We start from the raw sequence: 17,874 nt of genomic DNA, 5'->3' as shown, positions 1-17,874 counted from the left end.
GGCTGAAGGCGATCGACCTCATCGACGTGCTCTCGGACCTGTTCATCCTGCGCGGTGTGCCGGAGCATGTTCGTTCAGATAACGGGCCGGAATTTGTCGCCAAGACCGTGCAGGAATGGATCGGCGCGGTCGGTGCCGCCACGATGAAGTCGATCAACAGGCCAACCGCTCGAGCGTAAACCTCTTCGGATGCCAGCGAGAAGTTTTGTTCTCGAAAGTAGTCCAGAAGCGGCTGAAAGGGATCGTCGCCTAGCAGGATTACGGCCGTTAGGCGGTCAGCTCGCTTTCGATCCCGGACAATTATTGTTGTGTGGACAAGACCGCTCAGGCTTCGCATCACATACGCGCCCTCCGGGTCTGTCGCCATCTTACATCGTTATGCGTTGAAAGCGAGCGTCGCAGCGCGACGAGATATGTTCGAGGTCGAAGAAGCAGTGCGATGTCCGTGCCGCCTTGTCCCCGTGCGGGCGGCTGCGCAACCCTGACCAGCTGCGCCGCCCGCACTAGCGTGGCGCTCAGCGGCTCGGGTCGTTAGAGTTAAATCTAGCTCGGAAATATTATACGGGTATCGCAGCGGGCCTCTCATGCGGTGCCCTGGTTGGCCTAGACCGATGCCAATGGCGAGCGCTTTTCGAGTATGTAACTGAGTGGTAAGATTTCAACCGCGCCCAGCTCGACGCCTTCCTGCCGGTCATGGAAGACGGCGCGATCGCGTTGATCGGTGCGACGACCGAAAACCCGTCCTTCGCGCTCAATGCGGCGCTGCTGTCGCGGGCGCGGGTGCTGACCTTCAAGTCGCTGGATGAGGGCTCGCTGCTCTTCCTGCTCGGCCGGGCCGAGGTGCTGGAAGGCAGGGAACTGCCACTGACGCCGGAGGCACGGCTGGCGCTCGCGCGTTTCGCCGACGGCGACGGGCGCGCGGTGCTGACGCTGGCCGAGGAGATCTGGCGGGCGGCCAAGCCGGGCGAGATTCTGGACGAGCACGGCCTCTCCGACGTGATCCAGCGTCGGGCGCCGATCTACGACAAGGCGCAGGACGGCCACTACAACCTGATCTCGGCCCTGCATAAGACGGTGCGTGGTTCCGACCCCGATGCGGCGCTCTATTATTTCGCCCGCATGCTCGATGCCGGCGAAGACCCGCGCTTCCTGGCGCGCCGGCTGGTGCGCATGGCGGTCGAGGATATCGGGCTCGCCGATCCGCAGGCGCTGCTCCATGCCCGGGCTGCGGCCGAGACCTATGAGCAGCTCGGCACGCCCGAGGGCGAACTCGCCCTCGCCAATTGCGTGATCTATTTGGCGACGGCGCCGAAATCGAACGCCGCCTACACGGCCTACAAGATGGCGGTGCGGATGGCGAAGGATCGTGGATCGTTGATGCCGCCCAAGACCATCCTCAACGCGCCGACGAAGCTGATGCGCGAGGAGGGCTACGGCGCCGACTACGCCTATGACCACGACCAGCCCGATGCGTTCTCGGGCCAGAATTACTGGCCCGACGCGCTCGGCCGCCAGCGCTTCTACGATCCGCCCGAGCGCGGCTTTGAGCGCGAGCTCCGCAAGCGGCTGGAATACTGGGAGCGGCTGCGCCACGAGCGCGGCGAGGACTGAGGCACACCGACAAGTAGCCGCGTCATCCCGGGCGAAGCGCCGCGGAGTCCCGGAACCCATCGCAGGGCGCTGAGCTCTATGATCGATTCCCGATCGGCACCGCTTCGCCGCTTGTCCGGAGGGACGGCGCCCTGACGCCTATCCTCTGCAGTAGAACGGCAGGAACGTGCCGGACAGGCCGCTGTTCATCGCCATCAGCACCAGCTTGTTGGCGAGCTCGAGTTCCTGCTTGCTACGCGCGCAGACCTCGGCGCGGGCCTGACAGTTCGAGGCGAGGAACGCATCGTGGCTGGCGAGGAAGTCCGGACCCAGTCCCTGCTTGCCTTGGCGATTCAAGGCCTGCTCGTAAGCCTTTCTGTAGCGGTTGCATTTTTCCGTCGGCCAGTCCGAAACCGGGCCCTGCTGCGCCGCCGCGAAAGTGCCGCCGATGCTGGAGAGGGTGAGCGCCGCCACTGCCCGAAGCAGCGACCGGTGCGCCTGTGCCGCCGTCGAATTCCGTCCATTCATCGCCGTCGCCTCTGCCGCCTCGCGGCATCGAGGCGAGGCGTCCGCAGAAGCGCAGTCAATTGCGGCGGATTTCGTTTGTGCGCGGCGGCGGCGCACTCTATTTCACAAGGATGACTTCCACCGCACTCGTCTTTTTGGGCGCCGGCATCGGCGGCGTGCTGCGCCATGGCATCAACCTTGTCTCGCCGCGCTGGCTTGGCATGGACTTTCCCTATGGGACCATGGCGATCAACATTCTCGGTTCGGCCCTGATGGGTGTGGTCGTCGGCTGGTTCGCCTTCCGGGCGGGCGAGGGGACGCCCCATGGATTGCGGCTGTTCCTGGCGACCGGCGTACTCGGTGGATTCACGACCTTCTCGGCCTTCTCGCTCGATGCGGTGCTCCTTTGGGACCGCGGTGAGACGATGGCGGCGATGGTGTATGTTTTTGGTTCCGTGGTGGTGTCGCTGGCGGCGCTGGTCGGCGGGCTTGCGGTGATGCGGGGGCTGTCATGAGGACAGGTGGCAAGGGGCCGGGCAATGGACCCGGACGTGGCGGCAGGCCGCGTGCGGCCGAGGCGCCGCGCGGCAAGAGGCCGAGCCATGACGCCAGGCGCCGCGCCGCCGCGCGCCCGGCCGAGGGCGAGGAGCGCGCTCCACGTCCGCAGCGTCCGGCCGCCAAGCCGACGCGGGCCGAAGTCAAGGCTGAGACGGCGCAGGTGCTCTCCACCGGCGTTCAGCAGCTCGTGGTGACGCCGGACGAAAACGAGATGCGGATCGACCGCTTCCTCGAGACGCGCTTCCCGCAACTCTCCTTCAGCCATATCCAGCGCATCGTCCGGAAGGGCGAGCTGCGCGTCGACGGCAAGCGCGCGGACAGCAAGGACCGGCTCAGCGAAGGCCAGACCGTGCGCATCCCGCCGCTGAAGCTGGAGCAGCAGGCGGAACGGCCGCGCTCGGCCAAGGCCGATGCCGACACCATCGGCTTCCTGCGCTCGATCACCCTCTATGAGGACGACGACGTCATGGTCCTCAACAAGCCGGCGGGCTTGGCCGTGCAGGGCGGCTCGGGCACGACCAGGCATGTCGACCAGATGCTCGATGCGCTGACCGGTAAGGACGGGCAGAAGCCGCGCCTCGTCCATCGCCTCGACAAGGACACGGCCGGCTGCCTCGTCATCGCCAAGTCCCGCTTTGCGGCGGCGACGCTCGCCAAGACCTTCCGCTCGCGTTCGGCGCGCAAGGTCTATTGGGCGCTGGTGGCCGGGGTGCCGCGCGTCCGCCAGGGCCGGATCTCGACCTATCTCGCGCGCGAGGAGGCTTATGACGGCGATCAGCGCATGGCAGTGGCCAAGCATGGCGAGGACGGAGCCATGCATGCCGTGACCTATTACGCGGTGGTCGAGACTGCCGCGCAGAAGCTCGGCTGGCTTTCGCTGAAGCCGGTGACCGGGCGCACCCACCAGCTGCGCGCGCATGCCGCCCATATCGGCCATCCGATCATCGGTGATCCCAAATACTTCAATATCCAGAACTGGGAGCTGCCCGGCGGCATCCAGAACAAGCTGCACCTGCTGGCGCGGCGGATCGTGCTGCCGCATCCGCGCGGCAAGGGCACCATCGATGTCAGCGCGCCGCTGCCGCCGCATATGCGCCAGAGCTGGAACCTGCTCGGCTTCGATGATGCGCCCTACGACCCGATCGTCGAAGCACCGGACGAATAGGGCATCGTTCGACGAAGCGCCCTGATTGATGAGATGAAGAAGAACAGTTGCGGAACAAATCGCATTCTGTTCTAATTATGTTCTCGTCATAGGAGGGGCTGACCATGCGTTCGGTTTTGATTGTTTCCGCCTTCCTTTTCGGCCTTGCGGGGGCCGCACAAGCACAGACAGCTGCACCAGCCAGACCCGCGGCCCCGGCTGTCACAACTGCGGCTGCCACCGATCAATCGATCCCTCAGGCGGAGCGTGCGAAAGCGCGGCAGGACTGTCTCTCCGAGAATGTCGCGCTGTCCGGGGACGATTTGCGCGCCGCCATGCGCCTGTGCCTGCAGGCCAAGTTCCCGGGCGTGCGGCTCTACGCGCAGGACGGCGTCACCCGCGACGGCAAGCCCACGGCAGTTGCAGCACGGGTCGCCTGCAAGGAGGAGGTCGATGGCCGCAATCTGCAGGGATCGGAGCGGGTTGCTGCGCTGACGGCCTGCTTCAACGCCAAGCGGCCCGATCTCGCCCAGCGTTCCGAGTGCCGCAAGGAGGCCCGGGCCAAGGGGCTGGACGGAGCCGATCTGCGCAAGGCCGTGGATGCCTGCGCACGGGAGGCAAGGGGCTGAGCCGGGAGTGAGGCTGCATAGCCCGGTGGGACAATGCCATGACGGTGCTGCAATGGCTTGCGGCGCCCGGTTGCGCTAAAGCGCCGTCATGGATCTCATCATCTTCGATCTCGACGGCACGCTGATCAATTCCGAGGCGATCATCCTAGGGGCGCAGTACGAGGCGTTCCGGCGCTGCGGCCGGGTGCATCCGGGGCGCGAGGCGGGGCTCGGCATCGTCGGGCTGACGCTGGATATCGCGATGGCGCGCCTCGCCGGGCTCGACCAGCCCGACGATGTGCTCACCGAGACCTATCGCCAGGTCTTCGGCGCGATGCGCCTGCAGGCACAGAGCGATCCTTCGCTGGATGAGCCGCTGTTTCCAGGTGTGGCAGAGACGCTGGCGGAACTGAAGCGCCACAACGGGCTGAAGCTCGGCATCGCCACCGGCAAGTCGCGCAAGGGCGCCGAGTTCATTGTCGCCCGGCATGGCTGGGAGGGGCTGTTCGACACCGTGCAGTCGGCAGACGACGCGCCTTCGAAACCGCATCCCGGCATGATCCAGCGTGCGCTGGCGGAGACTGGCGCAGCGCCTGAGCGCACTGCGATGGTTGGAGACAGCTCCTTCGATATCGAGATGGCGGTGGCGGCGGGCGTCGTGCCCGTCGCAGTGTCCTGGGGCTTCCAGCCGGTCGACAACCTCGTCGCGCTCGGCGCCAAGCATGTGCTGCGCGCGTTCCCGGAACTGCCTGGAACGCTGGGATTGCCGAAGACCGCCATGGCCTAGAGCCGGGCCGATCAGGTTGAAATAACCGGATCGGATCACGCGTGCCCGAGCGTTCGACCGGAAAGTGGAATCTGCTTTTCGGACAAGTCGGCTTCTCGACAAAAATCACGATGTACCGCCCGAATCAGGAACCATGCGGCGGCCCTCGGTGCGAGGAGCCGCGCCGGATCGCGCTCGATCAAGCCGGTGGGATCGAGGTTCCGCGTTTGAAACCGGGGGCAAAAGTGTCCGGTGCCGCAGCCTGTCCGGAGCGGTTCCGTGCCGGGCAGTAACACCCTAGCAACCAAACCGACTCAGTTCTGTTTAACCTGAATAACCGTTCAGATTTGCGCGTTAACCACCTGATGCGGGGGGCGGGCGCATGGTGTTCCTACAGCAGGGACATACCGGCACACAACAACGCCGGACAGGGGTTCAAACATGATGGATCATGAGCTTCGTGAATTCGTCGATCGTGTGATGGATCGTCGCGCTATCGATGATGAAGACGTCAAGATGCTTCAGAGGAACATCTTGAACGACATCGTCATGACACGCGACATCATCGATGTGCTGGTGGCCCTCGACCGGGCCGTGGTGCAAAGCTGCAAGGCTTATGCAGATTACCTCGTGGCGCTGGTCGTCGACTTCGCCGTCTGGGAGAACCGCCCGACCGGCGTGATCGATCGCGACAAGGCGCATTGGCTGGTAACGACCCTTTCTGCCGGCGAAGGGCCGACCGTGACGGCCCAGCGCATCGCCTTCGAGATCGCTCGCGAAGCCGAGCACTGCGACGAGGGGCTGCTTGCCTTCGCCTTCGCCAAGGGCGCTGCGAAGGCGGTCGCACGGGTCGCGGCTGGCAGCACGACTCGGGCTTTGCTCGCGAACTGACCTGCGCATCCGCGCACAACGGCCTGGCCTATAGCTCACCGCGCGCCCTTCCAGACGCGCGGTGAGCTATTTGTTTGTCAAAGCATCGGGCCGAAAAGGCGCTTCCGCCGGTCGGTCCGATGCGATTGCCGACTTTCGCATCGGTGGACGGCGGTTGCGGCGTCCCATACACCCCGGCTATTGCAGTTTGGTCTGAAGCCGGGGGATGCCGCGCATGTTCTCGAAGATCCTGATCGCGAACCGCGGCGAGATCGCCTGCCGTGTCATCAAGACGGCCCGGCGCATGGGCATCAAGACGGTCGCCGTCTATTCGGATGCGGATCGCGACGCGCTGCATGTCGAGATGGCGGACGAGGCCGTGCATATCGGCGCGGCGCCGGCGGCGCAGTCCTATCTGCTGATCGACAAGATCATCGACGCCTGCAAGCAGACCGGCGCAGAAGCCGTGCATCCCGGCTACGGCTTCCTCTCCGAGCGCGAGGCCTTCGCTCAGGCGCTGAAGGGTAACGGCATCGTCTTCATCGGTCCCAACCCCGGCGCCATCGCCGCGATGGGCGACAAGATCGAATCGAAGAAGGCGGCGGCTGCCGCCAAGGTTTCCACGGTTCCGGGTTTCCTCGGCATCATCGAGAGCCCCGAGCACGCCGTGACGATCGCGGACGAGATCGGCTATCCCGTGATGATCAAGGCTTCGGCTGGCGGCGGCGGCAAGGGCATGCGCATCGCCCATTCGGCTGGCGAGGTGGCTGAGGGCTTCGCGCGGGCCAAATCGGAGGCGGCGTCTTCCTTCGGCGACGATCGCGTCTTCGTCGAAAAATTCATCGTCGACCCCCGTCATATCGAAATCCAGGTGCTGGGCGACAAGCACGGCAACGTCATCTATCTCGGCGAGCGCGAATGCTCGATCCAGCGCCGCAACCAGAAGGTGCTGGAGGAGGCGCCGTCTCCGCTGCTCGACGAGGCCACCCGTAAGAAGATGGGCGAGCAGGCGGTCGCGCTCGCCAAAGCGGTGAATTACGATTCGGCCGGCACGGTCGAGTTCGTCGCCGGCCAGGACAAGTCGTTCTACTTCCTCGAGATGAACACCCGGCTCCAGGTCGAGCATCCGGTGACGGAGATGATCACCGGCATCGATCTGGTCGAGCAGATGATCCGCGTCGCCTTCGGGGAGACGCTCGCGATCTCGCAGGCGGATGTGAAGCTCGATGGCTGGGCGGTCGAGAGCCGCGTCTATGCCGAGGATCCGACCCGCAACTTCCTGCCTTCGACGGGGCGGCTCGTCACCTACCGGCCACCCGCGGAGGGGCCGGATGGCGAGGCGACCGTGCGCAACGACACCGGCGTCTTCGAAGGCGGCGAGATCTCGATCTATTACGACCCGATGATCGCCAAACTGGTCACGCATGCGCCGACGCGCGAGGCCGCGATCAAGGCGCAGGCGCGCGCGCTGGATGCCTTCGCCATCGACGGCATCCGCCACAACATCCCTTTCGTCGCGGCGGTGATGCAGCATCCCCGCTGGATTTCCGGCAATCTCTCGACCGGCTTCATCGCCGAGGAGTTTCCCGAGGGCTTCTCGCTGCCCGAGCCGCAGGGTGAGACGGCGCAGCGCATGGCGGCGATCGCCATCGCCTGCGACCACAAGCTCAACCAGCGCAAGCGCCATGTCTCGGCGCAGATGGAAGGCTGGCGCAAGGTCGCCTTCGATCGGCAGCGCATCGTCCAGCTCGGGGCAGAGCATTTCGAGGGCGAGGTGACGGAGCAGGGCGGGGCGGTCGTCATCGGCTTCCCGGGTCGCAGCGTCAGCGTCGTCAGCGACTGGGTGCCGGGCGAGCCGGTCTGGCACGGCACACTCGACGGGGTGAAGGTCGCGGCGCAGGTCCGGCCGATCCTGAACGGCGTCGCGCTCGGCCATGCCGGCGCCTATGCCAACGCCCATGTCTACACGCAGCGCGAGGCCGAGCTCGCCGCGCTGATGCCGGAGAAGGTTGCGGCCGATACCGGCAAGTTCCTGCTCTGCCCGATGCCGGGCCTGGTGAAGGCGATCTCGGTCACTGTGGGGCAGGAGGTCAAGGCGGGCGAGCCACTCGCCATGGTCGAGGCGATGAAGATGGAAAACGTGCTGCGCGCCGAGAAGGACGTCACCATCGCCAAGATCCTGGCGAAGGAAGGCGATTCGCTCGCCGTCGACGCCGTCATCATGGAATTCGCCTGAGCGCCTTAAAAGGTATTCGGAGCCCTCATCCTGAGGAGCAGCCGAAGGCTGCGTCTCGAAGGATCGTTCAGGAGGCTCCGGAACCATCTGGAGCATCCTTCGAGACGCGGTTCTGCGAAGCGCTCCTCAGGATGAGGGCTGTGTGAAGCTATTGAGGAGCCTGTCGTGCTGAAGATCTGGGGGCGGTTGAGCTCGATCAATGTCCAGAAGGTCGTCTGGGCGGCCGGCGAGACCGGGGAGGCTTTCGAGCGCATCGATGTTGGCGGGCCTTTCGGCGGGCTCGACACGCCGGAATATCGCGCGATGAACCCCAACAGGCAAATCCCGGTCCTGGAGGATGGCGAGTTCCGCCTGTGGGAGTCGAACAGCATCGTGCGCTATCTGGCGGCGCGCTATGGCGCTGCAGATATCTGGGAAGCGGACGTCGTGCGGCGCGCGGAGGCTGAGCGCTGGATGGACTGGATGCTGTCCGAACTGCAGCCGGCGCTGGCGCCGGTGCTCTGGGGCGTGGTGCGCAAGGTGCCGGGCTATACCGATCCCAAGGCCATCGCCGACGGCATGAAGCGGGCCGAGGTGCTGATGACGATCCTCGAGGCACAACTGGCGGACAAGCCGTTCCTGTCGGGCGAGCGCTTCGGCGTCGCCGATATCACCGTCGGTTGTGGCGCGCATCGCTGGTTCAACATGCCCGTCGACCGGGTCGAGCGGCCAGCGGTGCGCCGCTGGTACGAGGCGCTCTTTGCGCGCCCGGCGGCTCAGGTGGCGCTGCCGTTGCCGATCACGTGAGGCGCTGCCGCGGTGCTTGATCCGGGCCGCAGCCCTGTCATGATGCCCCGCATGAACGGTCTGCGCGCGGCTCTGCTTTTATGTTCACTCGGCGCGGCCACTTCGGCCGTGGCGCAGGGCTCGCCGAGCTTGCGTGGCGACCTGTTGTCCCTCGCAGGCTGCCTGCGCGATAACGGCGCGTCGCCTTCGGCCTGCGTCGGCACTGTGGCCATCGCCTGTGTCGGGGCGGCCAGCAGCAATCCACGCGGAGCCGAAGCCGCCTGCGCGCGGCGCGAAGAGGCGGCGTGGCGCGAGCGTCTGACGCTCGCTTTGCAGGTGACCGGCCGCTCGCTCGATGCGGGCCAGCGCAGCCGTCTGGCTGCCGTGCAACTCACCTGGGAAAGCTATGTCTCGCAGAAATGCGCGCTCTATGGCGCCAGCCAGCGCGAGGAACTGCAAGCCGGGCGGCAGGCCGGTTGCGAGCTGCGCGAGGTTGCCGAGCGCGCCATCGAGCTTGCCAAGGGACTCCCGCAGGCGGGGCGCCAGCCGCAATCCCCGCCCCAGATCATTCGCTAGAGACTGATCCGATCAGGTTGCAACAGCCTGATCGGCGCATGCACCAGGCCGGTCGCCTGTCGCGTTTGTGACCATCTGGCGGATGGTGGCGATCCGAAAGCGCTGGAGTGCCGCGTCCGCCTGCGACTATACGGTGGAGGACGGTGGTTGTTCGTGACCCGTCTGAAGCCGCGAGCCAGCAATGTTCTTCGTCCTGTCCAAGCTGGCCTGGTTCGTCTTCTCGCCGGTCAATTTTGCCATCCTGCTTGCGGGCCTCTCAGCGCTGCTCGCCTTCACGCGCTTTGCCCGTCCGGCGCGTTGGCTCGGGCTGCTGTCGGTGGTTGCGCTTGGGCTGATGGCTTTCAGCCCATTGTCGCGCGCGGTCATCCGGCCGCTGGAGGACCGCTTTCCGCAGCAGGATGCAGCCAAGGGGCCGGTGACCGGCATCGTTGTGCTCGGTGGTGCGGTCGGTGTGGCGCGCGGCGATTTGGTGTTGAATTCTGCCGCGGMGCGCATGACCAAAGCGGTCGAGCTCGCGCGGCTTCATCCCGAGGCGAAGGTGGTTTTCACCGGCGGCGCGGCCAACCTGATCTCGGAAGAGACAACGACCGAAGCCGACGGGGCCAAGCTGCTGTTCGAGGGGCTCGGGCTCGATCCAAAGCGGCTTATTCTCGAGGACAAGTCACGCAATACCCGTGAAAACGCATCCTTCACCCGCCGTCTCGTCGATCCGAAACCAGGCGAACGCTGGCTTCTGGTGACCTCAGCCTGGCATATGCCGCGTTCGATGGGCGTTTTCCGGAAGGCGAACTTTCCGGTCGAGGCCTTTCCGGTCGACTATTGGTCGAAAGGTGAGCCGGATGATTTCATTCGGCCCTATAGTCGAGCGCACAGGGCTCTGGAGATTTCCGACAACGGCTTCAAGGAATGGGTCGGACTCATCGCCTATCGGCTGGCGGGCTACACCGACGCGCTCTTTCCGGCGCCGTGAGGTCAGGCATCGTCAGCGGGCAAGGTGAGCCTGTAGACGCCGCGGAAATCGTCGGGGTCGACCGGCCGGCCCTTGCGAGTGATGACAATCCGGCCTTCCTTCATCAGCTTCACCGCCGCGCGGCGCACCGGCTGCATCAGCGGCCCCCAATCGTCCGGGTGGTCGCTGCCGAGTGCGCGGGCGACATCCATCGGGGAAACCGTCCGGCCGCCCCCCTGCTGCGCCAGCAGTGAGAGGATCGCGGTCTCGATTGCCTTGGGGTCGATGCTCATGACTGGCTCGGATAGTTGAAGACGCGGGCGGCGTCGGAGGCGAACTGGCGGCGATACATCGCGACCAATACGGCGCCGGTGAAAACGAGGAAGGTGACCGGCCCAAGGAACCAGCCGAGATAGGCGAGCGCGAAGAAGAAGGCGCGCTGACCGCGGTTGAAGTGGCGGCCGGCGGCGATGTTCATCTCGATCGTCTCATGCACGGCATGAGCCTTCGCGATCTTGTTGGGCTCGTCCTTTGGCGGCAGGGCGCCGAGCAGGATGACGCAGTAGTTGAACAGCCGGTAGGCCCAGGCGAATTTGAAGAAGGCGTAGCCGAAGACGCCCGCAAGCCCGATCACCTTCATTTCCCAGACCGCGCGCTGCGTCACCGGCACGAAGGGCAGATCGGAAAAGATCGCGACGACACGGTCTGTCGACTGCAGCAGGGCGAGCGTGCCGCCGATCGCGATCAGCGAGGTCGAGGCGAAGAAGGCCGTGCCGTTCTGCAGGCCGTTCATCACCTGGGTGTCGACAATGCGGTTGTCGCGCCCCATCGATTCGTTGATCCAGCGGGCGCGGCGCAGGTTCATCCGCATGTTCAGCGTCTTGGCTGCGTGCGGGCCGAGTTCGACGGCATAGTGGTAGCCCACCCAGGAGGCGGCGAAGAACACCAGGGCGATGACGTCCAGATTGCTGAAACCGAGCATGCTGTCGCTCTGCCACTTCACCCGCCGACCAGGCAAGCAGCTTGTGCCGAGGCCGCGCAGCCGACAAGCGGCACGGCATTGACGCTGCGGCGGCAAGCCGCCACGGTGCGCGCGGAATCGGGAGGGCGCAGCGATGCCGCAGACCATTACGAAGGGCTACAAGGCCCTGGTCGCAGAAGCGGAGAGCAAGGTCGAGACGCTGTCGATCGAGGCGGCGCAGGCGCTCCACGGCCGCGACGACGTGGTTTTCGTTGATCTGCGCGATCCACGCGAGCTGGAGCGGGAAGGGCGCATGCCCGGTGCCTTCCATTGCCCGCGCGGCATGCTCGAGTTCTGGATCGACCCGGAAAGCCCGTATGCCAAGCCGGTCTTTCAGGAGGACAAGCGCTTCGTCTTCTTCTGCGGTGGCGGCTGGCGTTCGGCGCTGGCGGCAAAGACGGCGCAGGAGATGGGGCTGAAGCCGGTCGCCCATGTCGCCGGCGGTTTCACTGCCTGGAAGAAGGCGGGTGCGCCGGTCGAGACCTCTGCCGCCGAGCGGAAGGGCTGAGTCTCGAGCCTTGTCCCATATCGTCATCGTTCTGCTGGTTGCGGCTTTCATCTTCCGCAAGCCGCTTGGAAAGCTGCTCGCGCGACAATTCCCGAATCGCGCCAAGCGCCAGCAGGTGCTGGCGACGATTATCGCCGCTTTTCTTCTGGTGATCACAGCCCGGCTCCTCGCGCTGTTCTGGTGACCGCCGTCGCCCGATTTGAAATGGGCGAAAGTGTCCTGTGCGGCCGGCGCATGGGCGAGCGGCTTGCGCCGTGCCTACAAATCAGGCATCTTGGGGGTCTGGCTCCAACTCAAGAAAGGGAGGGCTGAATGGTAATCGTCACCACCGCTGTCACTCCCTTGCGACCACCTCGACACTAGGTCGGTTTCGCACGAGGCCCGCCAACCGGCGGTCTCCTGAGCCTCTTCCAGACCGTTTTCATTCATTGCCGGGGCCGGCGCGCGTCGTCGTCTCTGCCTGATCCGGAGTCGGTGCCGTTTCGGTGCCGAATGACGCTATGTCTCTTGATACTCAAACCGGGCGGCGGGAGCCGTTCCGGGCCGTTCTCGGCTTCACTTTCCGCCATTGGGCGCGCCAGCCCCGGCAGGTCACCTGGGTTGCGGGAGTCACCATTGTCGCTACGCTGGCCGAGCTGTTCACGCCGGTCTATGCCGGCCGCCTCGTCGATGCGGTGGCGAGCGGTGTCGACGCCGTGGATGCGGCGCTGTGGGCGCTCGGCGCGATGATGGTGCTCGCCGCGATCACCGTGTTCGGGCGGCATTTCGCCTATATCGGCATCACCACCATGACGCTGCGCACGATGCGCGACGTGGCGCAGGAGGCGTTCGCGCGCCTGCAGCGCTTCTCGACCGACTGGCATGCCAACAACTTTGCCGGCTCGACTGTGCGCAAGATCACCCGCGGTATGTGGGCGCTAGACCTGCTCAGCGACACGATCCTGATCGCGCTCCTGCCCTCGCTCGTCATCCTGCTCGGCATGACCGCGCTGCTGGCCTGGCACTGGCCGGTGATGGGGCTCGTCGTTGCGCTTGGCGCGTTGGCCTATATCGGGCTGACGCTTGCGCTCTCGCTGCGCTTCGTGGCGCCGGCGGCGCGGCTGGGCAATGCCTGGGACACCCGCCTCGGCGGCGCGCTGGCCGACGCCATCACCTGCAACCCGGTGGTGAAGGCCTATGGCGCGGAAGCGCGCGAGGATCTGCGCCTCGCGACCGTGATGGCGAAATGGAGCCTCAGGACGGAGCGCGCCTGGGTGCGCGGCACCTGGTCGGGCACCGGTCAGCTCGTCGTGCTGCTGTTCCTGCGGGCCGCGGTGATCGGCCTCGTGATCTGGCTCTGGATGAACGGGCAGGCGAGTGCGGGCGATGTCGCCTTCGTGCTGACGGCCTATGCGGTGGTGCATGGCTATCTGCGCGATGTCGGGCAGCACGTCCACAATCTGCAGCGCTCGGTCAACGACATGGAGGAACTCGTCTGGATGCACGATCTTCCCTATGGCGTGCCGGACCGGAAGGGCGCTGTGGAGATGGGCGTGACGGCGGGCGAGATCGCCTTCGAGAACGTGACCTTCCACTATGGCGGCCATCACGATCCGCTTTATCGCGACTTCTCGCTGACCATCCGCGGCGGCGAGAAGGTCGGTCTCGTCGGCCGCTCCGGCTCCGGCAAGACGACCTTCGTCAAGCTGGTGCAGCGGCTCTACGACGTGACATCAGGCGGCATCGCGATCGACGGGCAGGACATCGCCGATGTCACGCAGGACAGCCTGCGCCGGCAGATCGCGATCGTGCAGCAGGAACCGGTGCTGTTCCACCGCTCGCTGGCCGAGAACATCGCCTACGGCCGGCCCGGCGCCAGCCAGGCGCAGATCGAGCAGGCGGCACGGCTCGCCAACGCGCATGAGTTTATCATGCGCCTGCCCAAGGGCTACGCCACGCTCGTCGGCGAGCGCGGCATCAAGCTCTCGGGCGGCGAGCGCCAGCGTGTCGCGCTTGCCCGCGCCTTCCTGGCCGATGCGCCGATCCTGATCCTGGACGAGGCAACCTCGAGCCTCGATTCGGAATCGGAGGCGCTGATCCAGCAGGCGATCGAGCGCCTGATGGAAGGCCGTACCACGATCGTGATCGCCCACCGGCTCTCGACGGTCAGGGCCATGGACCGCATCCTGGTCTTCGATCGCGGCCGGGTGGTCGAGGAGGGGCCGCACGAGGACCTTCTGACCCGCGAGGACGGCGCCTATCGCGCGCTGTTCGAGAAGCAGGTCAGCGAGTTGGCGAAGGGGCTGGCGGTGTAACACAAGACGTCATTCTCGGGCCGCGCTCGGCGCGGACCCGGGAATCTCGTGCCACACCAGCCGCTTTGTCGTTGCGAGATGCTCGGGTCAAGCCCGAGCATGACGGCGTTTCGGCCGTCACTTCGGCGCCAGTGCCCTCGGCCTGACGCCTTTCACGGGACCGGGCGGCAGCGGCGCGTTCATATCCTGATTCAACGGCTTCAGATCGAGAGTCGGTTTGGTCAGAAAACGATTCAGGTTGGCGATGTAAGTCTCTGGCAGGCCGAACTGTTTTGCTCCAGCGATGACCGTCTCCATGTAGCCGGGCTTCGGCTTTCCCGGATCGGCTGAGCGGCCGATATAGATCAGTGCGCGCTTGGCGCCGCCCGGCACGATCACCGGCTGGCTGATCTTCACATACAGGCCGCTGGCGATGTCCTCGAACTTGTCGAGTGCGCGCGTGTCGCCGAGCGAGCAATCCCAGAGTACGCCGTGCACTTCGTCGCGCGGATCGCGGATCGCCGAGGCATAGCCGTCGCGGGTGATGATGAAGCGATGGCGCGGCAGGCGAGCGGGGCCGAGCGCGCGCGAGTTCGGGCAGCGCTGTGCCATCCCGGCCGGGTCCATGTTGAGGCCGTAGGCGAAATAGAGGGGCATTGGGGCCTCGCGTCATTCTCGGGCGGCGCGCAGCGCAGACCCGAGAATCTCGGGACGCGTTGCCGCCCTGTCTGTTGAGGCATCTCGTCCTGAGATGCTCGGGTCAAGCCCGAGCATGCCGGCACCTTTGATCCTTACTTCGTCTTGTTGAACAGCTCCCGGCCGATCAGCATGCGGCGGATCTCGCTGGTGCCGGCGCCGATTTCGTAGAGCTTGGCGTCGCGCAGCAGGCGGCCGGTCGGGTAGTCGTTGATATAGCCGTTGCCGCCGAGCAACTGGATCGCGTCGAGCGCGACCTGCGTCGCCCTCTCGGCCGCGATCAGGATGGCGCCGGCAGCGTCCTCGCGGGTCGTCTCGCCGCGGTCGCAGGCCTTGGCGACCGAATAGACATAGGCGCGGCAGGAATTCATCGCGACATACATGTCGGCGACCTTGCCCTGGACGAGCTGGAATTCGCCGATCGACTGGCCGAATTGCTTGCGCTCGTGGACATAGGGCATGACCACGTCGAGCGCCGCCTGCATGATGCCGAGCGGGCCGGCCGCCAGCACCACGCGCTCGTAGTCGAGCCCGCTCATCAGCACGTTGACGCCGCGGCCGACCTGGCCGAGCACGTTCTCCTCCGGCACCTCGCAATCCTGGAAGACGAGCTCGCAGGTGTCGGAGCCGCGCATGCCCAGCTTGTCGAGCTTCTGGTGCGTCGAAAAGCCTTTCAAGCCCTTCTCGATCAGGAAGGCGGTGATGCCGCGCGAGCCGGCCTCCGGATCGGTCTTGGCGTAGACCACCAGCGTCTCGGCGATCGGGCCGTTGGTGATCCACATCTTGTTGCCGTTGAGGACGTAGCGGTCGCCCTTCTTCTCGGCGCGGGTGCGCATCGAGACGACGTCGGAGCCCGAGCCGGGCTCGGACATGGCGAGCGCGCCGACATGCTCGCCGGAGATCAGCTTGGGCAGGTATTTGCGCTTCTGCGCCTCGTTGCCGTTGCGGCGGATCTGGTTGACGCAGAGGTTCGAGTGGGCGCCGTAGGAAAGGCCGACCGAGGCCGAGGCGCGGCTGACTTCCTCGACCGCGACGCAATGCTCGAGATAGCCGAGGCCTGAGCCGCCATAATCTTCCTCGACCGTGATGCCGTGCAGGCCGAGAGCCCCCATCTGCGGCCAGAGATCGCGCGGGAACTGGTTGGTGCGGTCGATCTCCTCGGCCCGCGCGGCGATCTTCTCCTGCGCGAAGGCGTGGACGGTGTCGCGGATGGCGTCGGCGGTCTCGCCGAGGTCGAAATTGAACGGGCGCGGCGCGTTGGCAAGCATGGCGGAACCTCCCGGAAGATCGGTGGGAGCGGGGCTCCCTTGCGCTCGTTATAGCCGCGTCGGCGGCGGCGCGTCAGTGCGCAGGCGCGCCCGGCGCAGTTTGGCGTCGATGCCGTAGCCGGGCCTCGCGGCCGGCACCGGCAATACACCGATCCGCCTCGGAGGTTCGGTGTTGCATATCCTATCCAGGGGGATAGGATATAGGCATGAGCCACGCGATGGATCCCGACATCATCAACCGCCTGCGCCGCGCGCAGGGCCATCTGGGCACCGTTGTCGGGATGGTCGAGACGGGCAGGGCCGTCCCCGAGGTAGTGCAGCAGCTCCAGGCGGTCGAGAAGGCGCTGGAGAAGGTCAAGTCGCTGCTGATCTTCGACCATATCGAGAATCACCTGTTCGACCACGCCCAGGTCTCGACACCCGAGGCGCGCAAGTCGCTCGACGAGCTCAAGGCCCTCACCAAATATCTCTGACGCAGCGGAACGAACCGATGTCGGATGCCAACAGCTTTCCCGCCCAGCACGAGCATGTCTTCCTCGGCAGTGCGCATGATCGCCACGAACGGCGGACCTGGCTTGTCGTCGGCCTGACGGCCGTCACCATGGTCGTCGAGATCGTGGCCGGCACGGTCTTCGGCTCGATGGCGCTGGTGGCCGATGGCTGGCACATGTCGACCCATGCGGCGGCGCTCGGCATCGCGGCCTTCGCCTATCGCTTCGCGCGGCAGCATTCGCGTGACCGCCGCTTCAGCTTCGGAACGGGCAAGCTCGGGGATCTCGCCGCCTTCGCCAGCGCTTTGCTGCTGATGTTCATCGCACTTGCCGTAGCCTGGGAGTCGGCGCTGCGGCTCTACTCGCCGATCGCGATCGACTTTACCCAGGCGACGGTGGTTGCCGTGCTGGGTCTTCTGGTCAATCTCGTGAGCGCCTGGCTGCTGAGCGACGGGCATGACCATGATCATGGTCACAGTCATGGCGGCAGTGGGCATCACGGCCATGATCATGATCATCACCATCATGGCCATCACCACGCCCGTGGCGGTCATGGCGCGGATACCAATCTGCGCGCCGCCTACATGCATGTGCTCGCGGATGCCTTCACCTCGATCCTGGCGATCGCGGCGCTGCTCGGCGGCCGCTTCTATGGCTGGGTCTGGCTCGATCCGGTGATAGGCATCGTCGGCGCCTGCGTCATCGCGCATTGGTCGATCGGGCTGCTGCGCGCTTCCGGCGCCGTGCTGCTCGATACGGTGCCCGACGAGGCGCTGGCAAAGCGCATTGGCGAGAGGCTCGCCGCCGAGGGAGCCGAGATCGCCGACCTGCATCTCTGGCAGGTCGGGCCGGGGCATCGCAGCGCGATCGTCTCGATCGTCACCGGCCAACCCAAGCCCCCCGCAGCCTACAAGGCGCTGCTCGCCGATCTGCCCACGCTCTCGCATGTCACGGTCGAGGTGAACACGCATCCTGCCGCGGCGTGAAGGCACCCGTCTTCGTATCTCTGCGGGGCCTCCCGCGGACATTGCGGCGCGCGCGGCTCGAC

At 65.8% G+C, this 17,874-nt stretch carries 19 protein-coding genes and 2 pseudogenes; 16 read left to right on the top strand and 5 right to left on the bottom strand.

Translation table 11 applies throughout. The features are described 5' to 3' along the window. A pseudogene (locus AC1DIN_RS14260) lies at positions 1-143 on the top strand (IS3 family transposase); the annotation flags it as partial. 514 nt (positions 144-657) lie between these two features. Continuing rightward, positions 658-1,611, top strand: a pseudogene (locus AC1DIN_RS14255) (replication-associated recombination protein A); the annotation flags it as partial. 138 nt (positions 1,612-1,749) lie between these two features. Here the strand turns inward: AC1DIN_RS14255 and AC1DIN_RS14250 are convergent. Continuing rightward, positions 1,750-2,118: a hypothetical protein gene (locus tag AC1DIN_RS14250; protein ID WP_476810268.1), complete on the bottom strand. Its 369-nt coding sequence runs from the start codon at positions 2,116-2,118 to the stop codon at positions 1,750-1,752. Between the two features lie 110 nt (positions 2,119-2,228). Between AC1DIN_RS14250 and crcB the strand changes: the two genes are divergently transcribed. The 9 genes from crcB to AC1DIN_RS14205 all read left to right on the top strand — a co-directional run bounded on the left by crcB (position 2,229) and on the right by AC1DIN_RS14205 (position 10,590). Further along, a complete protein-coding gene (gene crcB / locus AC1DIN_RS14245) occupies positions 2,229-2,612 on the top strand; it encodes a fluoride efflux transporter CrcB (RefSeq protein WP_441470751.1) in 384 nt (127 codons plus the stop codon). Further along, positions 2,609-3,820 (top strand): RluA family pseudouridine synthase, encoded by a 1,212-nt coding sequence (locus tag AC1DIN_RS14240; RefSeq protein WP_441470724.1) that lies wholly within the window; start codon positions 2,609-2,611, stop codon positions 3,818-3,820. Before crcB ends, AC1DIN_RS14240 begins: the two co-directional genes overlap by 4 nt. A gap of 104 nt (positions 3,821-3,924) precedes the next feature. Beyond that, positions 3,925-4,428, top strand: a complete 504-nt coding sequence (locus AC1DIN_RS14235; RefSeq protein WP_476810267.1) for a hypothetical protein — start codon at positions 3,925-3,927, stop codon at positions 4,426-4,428. Between the two features lie 88 nt (positions 4,429-4,516). Next, a complete protein-coding gene (locus tag AC1DIN_RS14230) occupies positions 4,517-5,194 on the top strand; it encodes an HAD-IA family hydrolase (RefSeq protein WP_476810266.1) in 678 nt (225 codons plus the stop codon). A 513-nt stretch (positions 5,195-5,707) separates the two neighbouring features. Then, positions 5,708-6,064, top strand: coding sequence for a hypothetical protein (locus tag AC1DIN_RS14225; RefSeq protein ID WP_441470721.1), 357 nt, complete (start codon positions 5,708-5,710; stop codon positions 6,062-6,064). A 214-nt stretch (positions 6,065-6,278) separates the two neighbouring features. Next, positions 6,279-8,279 (top strand): acetyl-CoA carboxylase biotin carboxylase subunit, encoded by a 2,001-nt coding sequence (locus AC1DIN_RS14220; protein WP_476810265.1) that lies wholly within the window; start codon positions 6,279-6,281, stop codon positions 8,277-8,279. 165 nt (positions 8,280-8,444) lie between these two features. Continuing rightward, positions 8,445-9,065: a glutathione S-transferase family protein gene (locus tag AC1DIN_RS14215; protein ID WP_476810264.1), complete on the top strand. Its 621-nt coding sequence runs from the start codon at positions 8,445-8,447 to the stop codon at positions 9,063-9,065. Between the two features lie 51 nt (positions 9,066-9,116). Continuing rightward, positions 9,117-9,620, top strand: a complete 504-nt coding sequence (locus tag AC1DIN_RS14210) for a lysozyme inhibitor LprI family protein (protein WP_441470718.1) — start codon at positions 9,117-9,119, stop codon at positions 9,618-9,620. Between the two features lie 181 nt (positions 9,621-9,801). Next, the gene (locus AC1DIN_RS14205) at positions 9,802-10,590 is read left to right on the top strand and encodes a YdcF family protein (protein WP_476810263.1); all 789 of its coding nucleotides are present in this window, start codon (positions 9,802-9,804) and stop codon (positions 10,588-10,590) included. A gap of 2 nt (positions 10,591-10,592) precedes the next feature. Here AC1DIN_RS14205 and AC1DIN_RS14200 read toward each other — a convergent pair whose 3' ends face one another. Both AC1DIN_RS14200 and AC1DIN_RS14195 read right to left on the bottom strand, forming a co-directional pair. Then, complete coding sequence (locus AC1DIN_RS14200; protein ID WP_476810262.1) at positions 10,593-10,862, bottom strand: DUF3253 domain-containing protein; 270 nt, start codon at positions 10,860-10,862, stop codon at positions 10,593-10,595. After that, positions 10,859-11,551, bottom strand: coding sequence for a DUF599 domain-containing protein (locus AC1DIN_RS14195; RefSeq protein WP_441470715.1), 693 nt, complete (start codon positions 11,549-11,551; stop codon positions 10,859-10,861). Before AC1DIN_RS14195 ends, AC1DIN_RS14200 begins: the two co-directional genes overlap by 4 nt. Positions 11,552-11,684: 133 nt before the next feature. On the opposite strand from AC1DIN_RS14195, the gene AC1DIN_RS14190 reads away from it, so the two are divergent. The 3 genes from AC1DIN_RS14190 to AC1DIN_RS14180 all read left to right on the top strand — a co-directional run bounded on the left by AC1DIN_RS14190 (position 11,685) and on the right by AC1DIN_RS14180 (position 14,392). Next, on the top strand, positions 11,685-12,098 hold the full coding sequence (locus tag AC1DIN_RS14190) for a rhodanese-like domain-containing protein (protein ID WP_476810261.1): 414 nt from the start codon (positions 11,685-11,687) through the stop codon (positions 12,096-12,098). Between the two features lie 10 nt (positions 12,099-12,108). After that, positions 12,109-12,282: a hypothetical protein gene (locus tag AC1DIN_RS14185; protein WP_476810260.1), complete on the top strand. Its 174-nt coding sequence runs from the start codon at positions 12,109-12,111 to the stop codon at positions 12,280-12,282. A 316-nt stretch (positions 12,283-12,598) separates the two neighbouring features. Next, positions 12,599-14,392: an ABC transporter ATP-binding protein gene (locus AC1DIN_RS14180; RefSeq protein ID WP_476810259.1), complete on the top strand. Its 1,794-nt coding sequence runs from the start codon at positions 12,599-12,601 to the stop codon at positions 14,390-14,392. 117 nt (positions 14,393-14,509) lie between these two features. On the opposite strand, the gene AC1DIN_RS14175 is transcribed toward AC1DIN_RS14180, so the two are convergent. Together AC1DIN_RS14175 and AC1DIN_RS14170 are read right to left on the bottom strand one after the other, a co-directional pair. Continuing rightward, positions 14,510-15,028: a gamma-glutamylcyclotransferase family protein gene (locus tag AC1DIN_RS14175; RefSeq protein ID WP_476810258.1), complete on the bottom strand. Its 519-nt coding sequence runs from the start codon at positions 15,026-15,028 to the stop codon at positions 14,510-14,512. A gap of 134 nt (positions 15,029-15,162) precedes the next feature. Continuing rightward, a complete protein-coding gene (locus tag AC1DIN_RS14170; protein ID WP_476810257.1) occupies positions 15,163-16,335 on the bottom strand; it encodes an isovaleryl-CoA dehydrogenase in 1,173 nt (390 codons plus the stop codon). A 206-nt stretch (positions 16,336-16,541) separates the two neighbouring features. Between AC1DIN_RS14170 and AC1DIN_RS14165 the strand changes: the two genes are divergently transcribed. Together AC1DIN_RS14165 and dmeF are read left to right on the top strand one after the other, a co-directional pair. Then, entirely contained in the window at positions 16,542-16,808 is a 267-nt protein-coding gene (locus AC1DIN_RS14165; RefSeq protein ID WP_476810256.1) for a metal-sensing transcriptional repressor, read from the top strand. A gap of 17 nt (positions 16,809-16,825) precedes the next feature. Next, the gene (dmeF, locus tag AC1DIN_RS14160) at positions 16,826-17,812 is read left to right on the top strand and encodes a CDF family Co(II)/Ni(II) efflux transporter DmeF (protein ID WP_476810255.1); all 987 of its coding nucleotides are present in this window, start codon (positions 16,826-16,828) and stop codon (positions 17,810-17,812) included. Positions 17,813-17,874 lie beyond the last annotated feature (62 nt).

This window comes from Allobosea sp. 05T438 (assembly GCF_056396025.1).
This window is presented reverse-complemented; position numbering and strand designations above follow the sequence as displayed.

What these genes read in the sequence shown, in the direction of transcription:
- AC1DIN_RS14210 (WP_441470718.1), top strand. Translation starts at nt 9,117, where the DNA reads ATGAACGGTCTGCGCGCGGCTCTGCTTTTATGTTCACTCGGCGCGGCC.
- AC1DIN_RS14250 (WP_476810268.1), bottom strand. Translation starts at nt 2,118, where the DNA reads ATGAATGGACGGAATTCGACGGCGGCACAGGCGCACCGGTCGCTGCTT.
- dmeF (WP_476810255.1), top strand. Translation starts at nt 16,826, where the DNA reads ATGTCGGATGCCAACAGCTTTCCCGCCCAGCACGAGCATGTCTTCCTC.
- AC1DIN_RS14190 (WP_476810261.1), top strand. Translation starts at nt 11,685, where the DNA reads ATGCCGCAGACCATTACGAAGGGCTACAAGGCCCTGGTCGCAGAAGCG.
- AC1DIN_RS14235 (WP_476810267.1), top strand. Translation starts at nt 3,925, where the DNA reads ATGCGTTCGGTTTTGATTGTTTCCGCCTTCCTTTTCGGCCTTGCGGGG.
- AC1DIN_RS14220 (WP_476810265.1), top strand. Translation starts at nt 6,279, where the DNA reads ATGTTCTCGAAGATCCTGATCGCGAACCGCGGCGAGATCGCCTGCCGT.
- crcB (WP_441470751.1), top strand. Translation starts at nt 2,229, where the DNA reads ATGACTTCCACCGCACTCGTCTTTTTGGGCGCCGGCATCGGCGGCGTG.
- AC1DIN_RS14180 (WP_476810259.1), top strand. Translation starts at nt 12,599, where the DNA reads ATGTCTCTTGATACTCAAACCGGGCGGCGGGAGCCGTTCCGGGCCGTT.
- AC1DIN_RS14195 (WP_441470715.1), bottom strand. Translation starts at nt 11,551, where the DNA reads ATGCTCGGTTTCAGCAATCTGGACGTCATCGCCCTGGTGTTCTTCGCC.
- AC1DIN_RS14240 (WP_441470724.1), top strand. Translation starts at nt 2,609, where the DNA reads ATGAGGACAGGTGGCAAGGGGCCGGGCAATGGACCCGGACGTGGCGGC.
- AC1DIN_RS14230 (WP_476810266.1), top strand. Translation starts at nt 4,517, where the DNA reads ATGGATCTCATCATCTTCGATCTCGACGGCACGCTGATCAATTCCGAG.
- AC1DIN_RS14200 (WP_476810262.1), bottom strand. Translation starts at nt 10,862, where the DNA reads ATGAGCATCGACCCCAAGGCAATCGAGACCGCGATCCTCTCACTGCTG.
- AC1DIN_RS14165 (WP_476810256.1), top strand. Translation starts at nt 16,542, where the DNA reads ATGAGCCACGCGATGGATCCCGACATCATCAACCGCCTGCGCCGCGCG.
- AC1DIN_RS14170 (WP_476810257.1), bottom strand. Translation starts at nt 16,335, where the DNA reads ATGCTTGCCAACGCGCCGCGCCCGTTCAATTTCGACCTCGGCGAGACC.
- AC1DIN_RS14175 (WP_476810258.1), bottom strand. Translation starts at nt 15,028, where the DNA reads ATGCCCCTCTATTTCGCCTACGGCCTCAACATGGACCCGGCCGGGATG.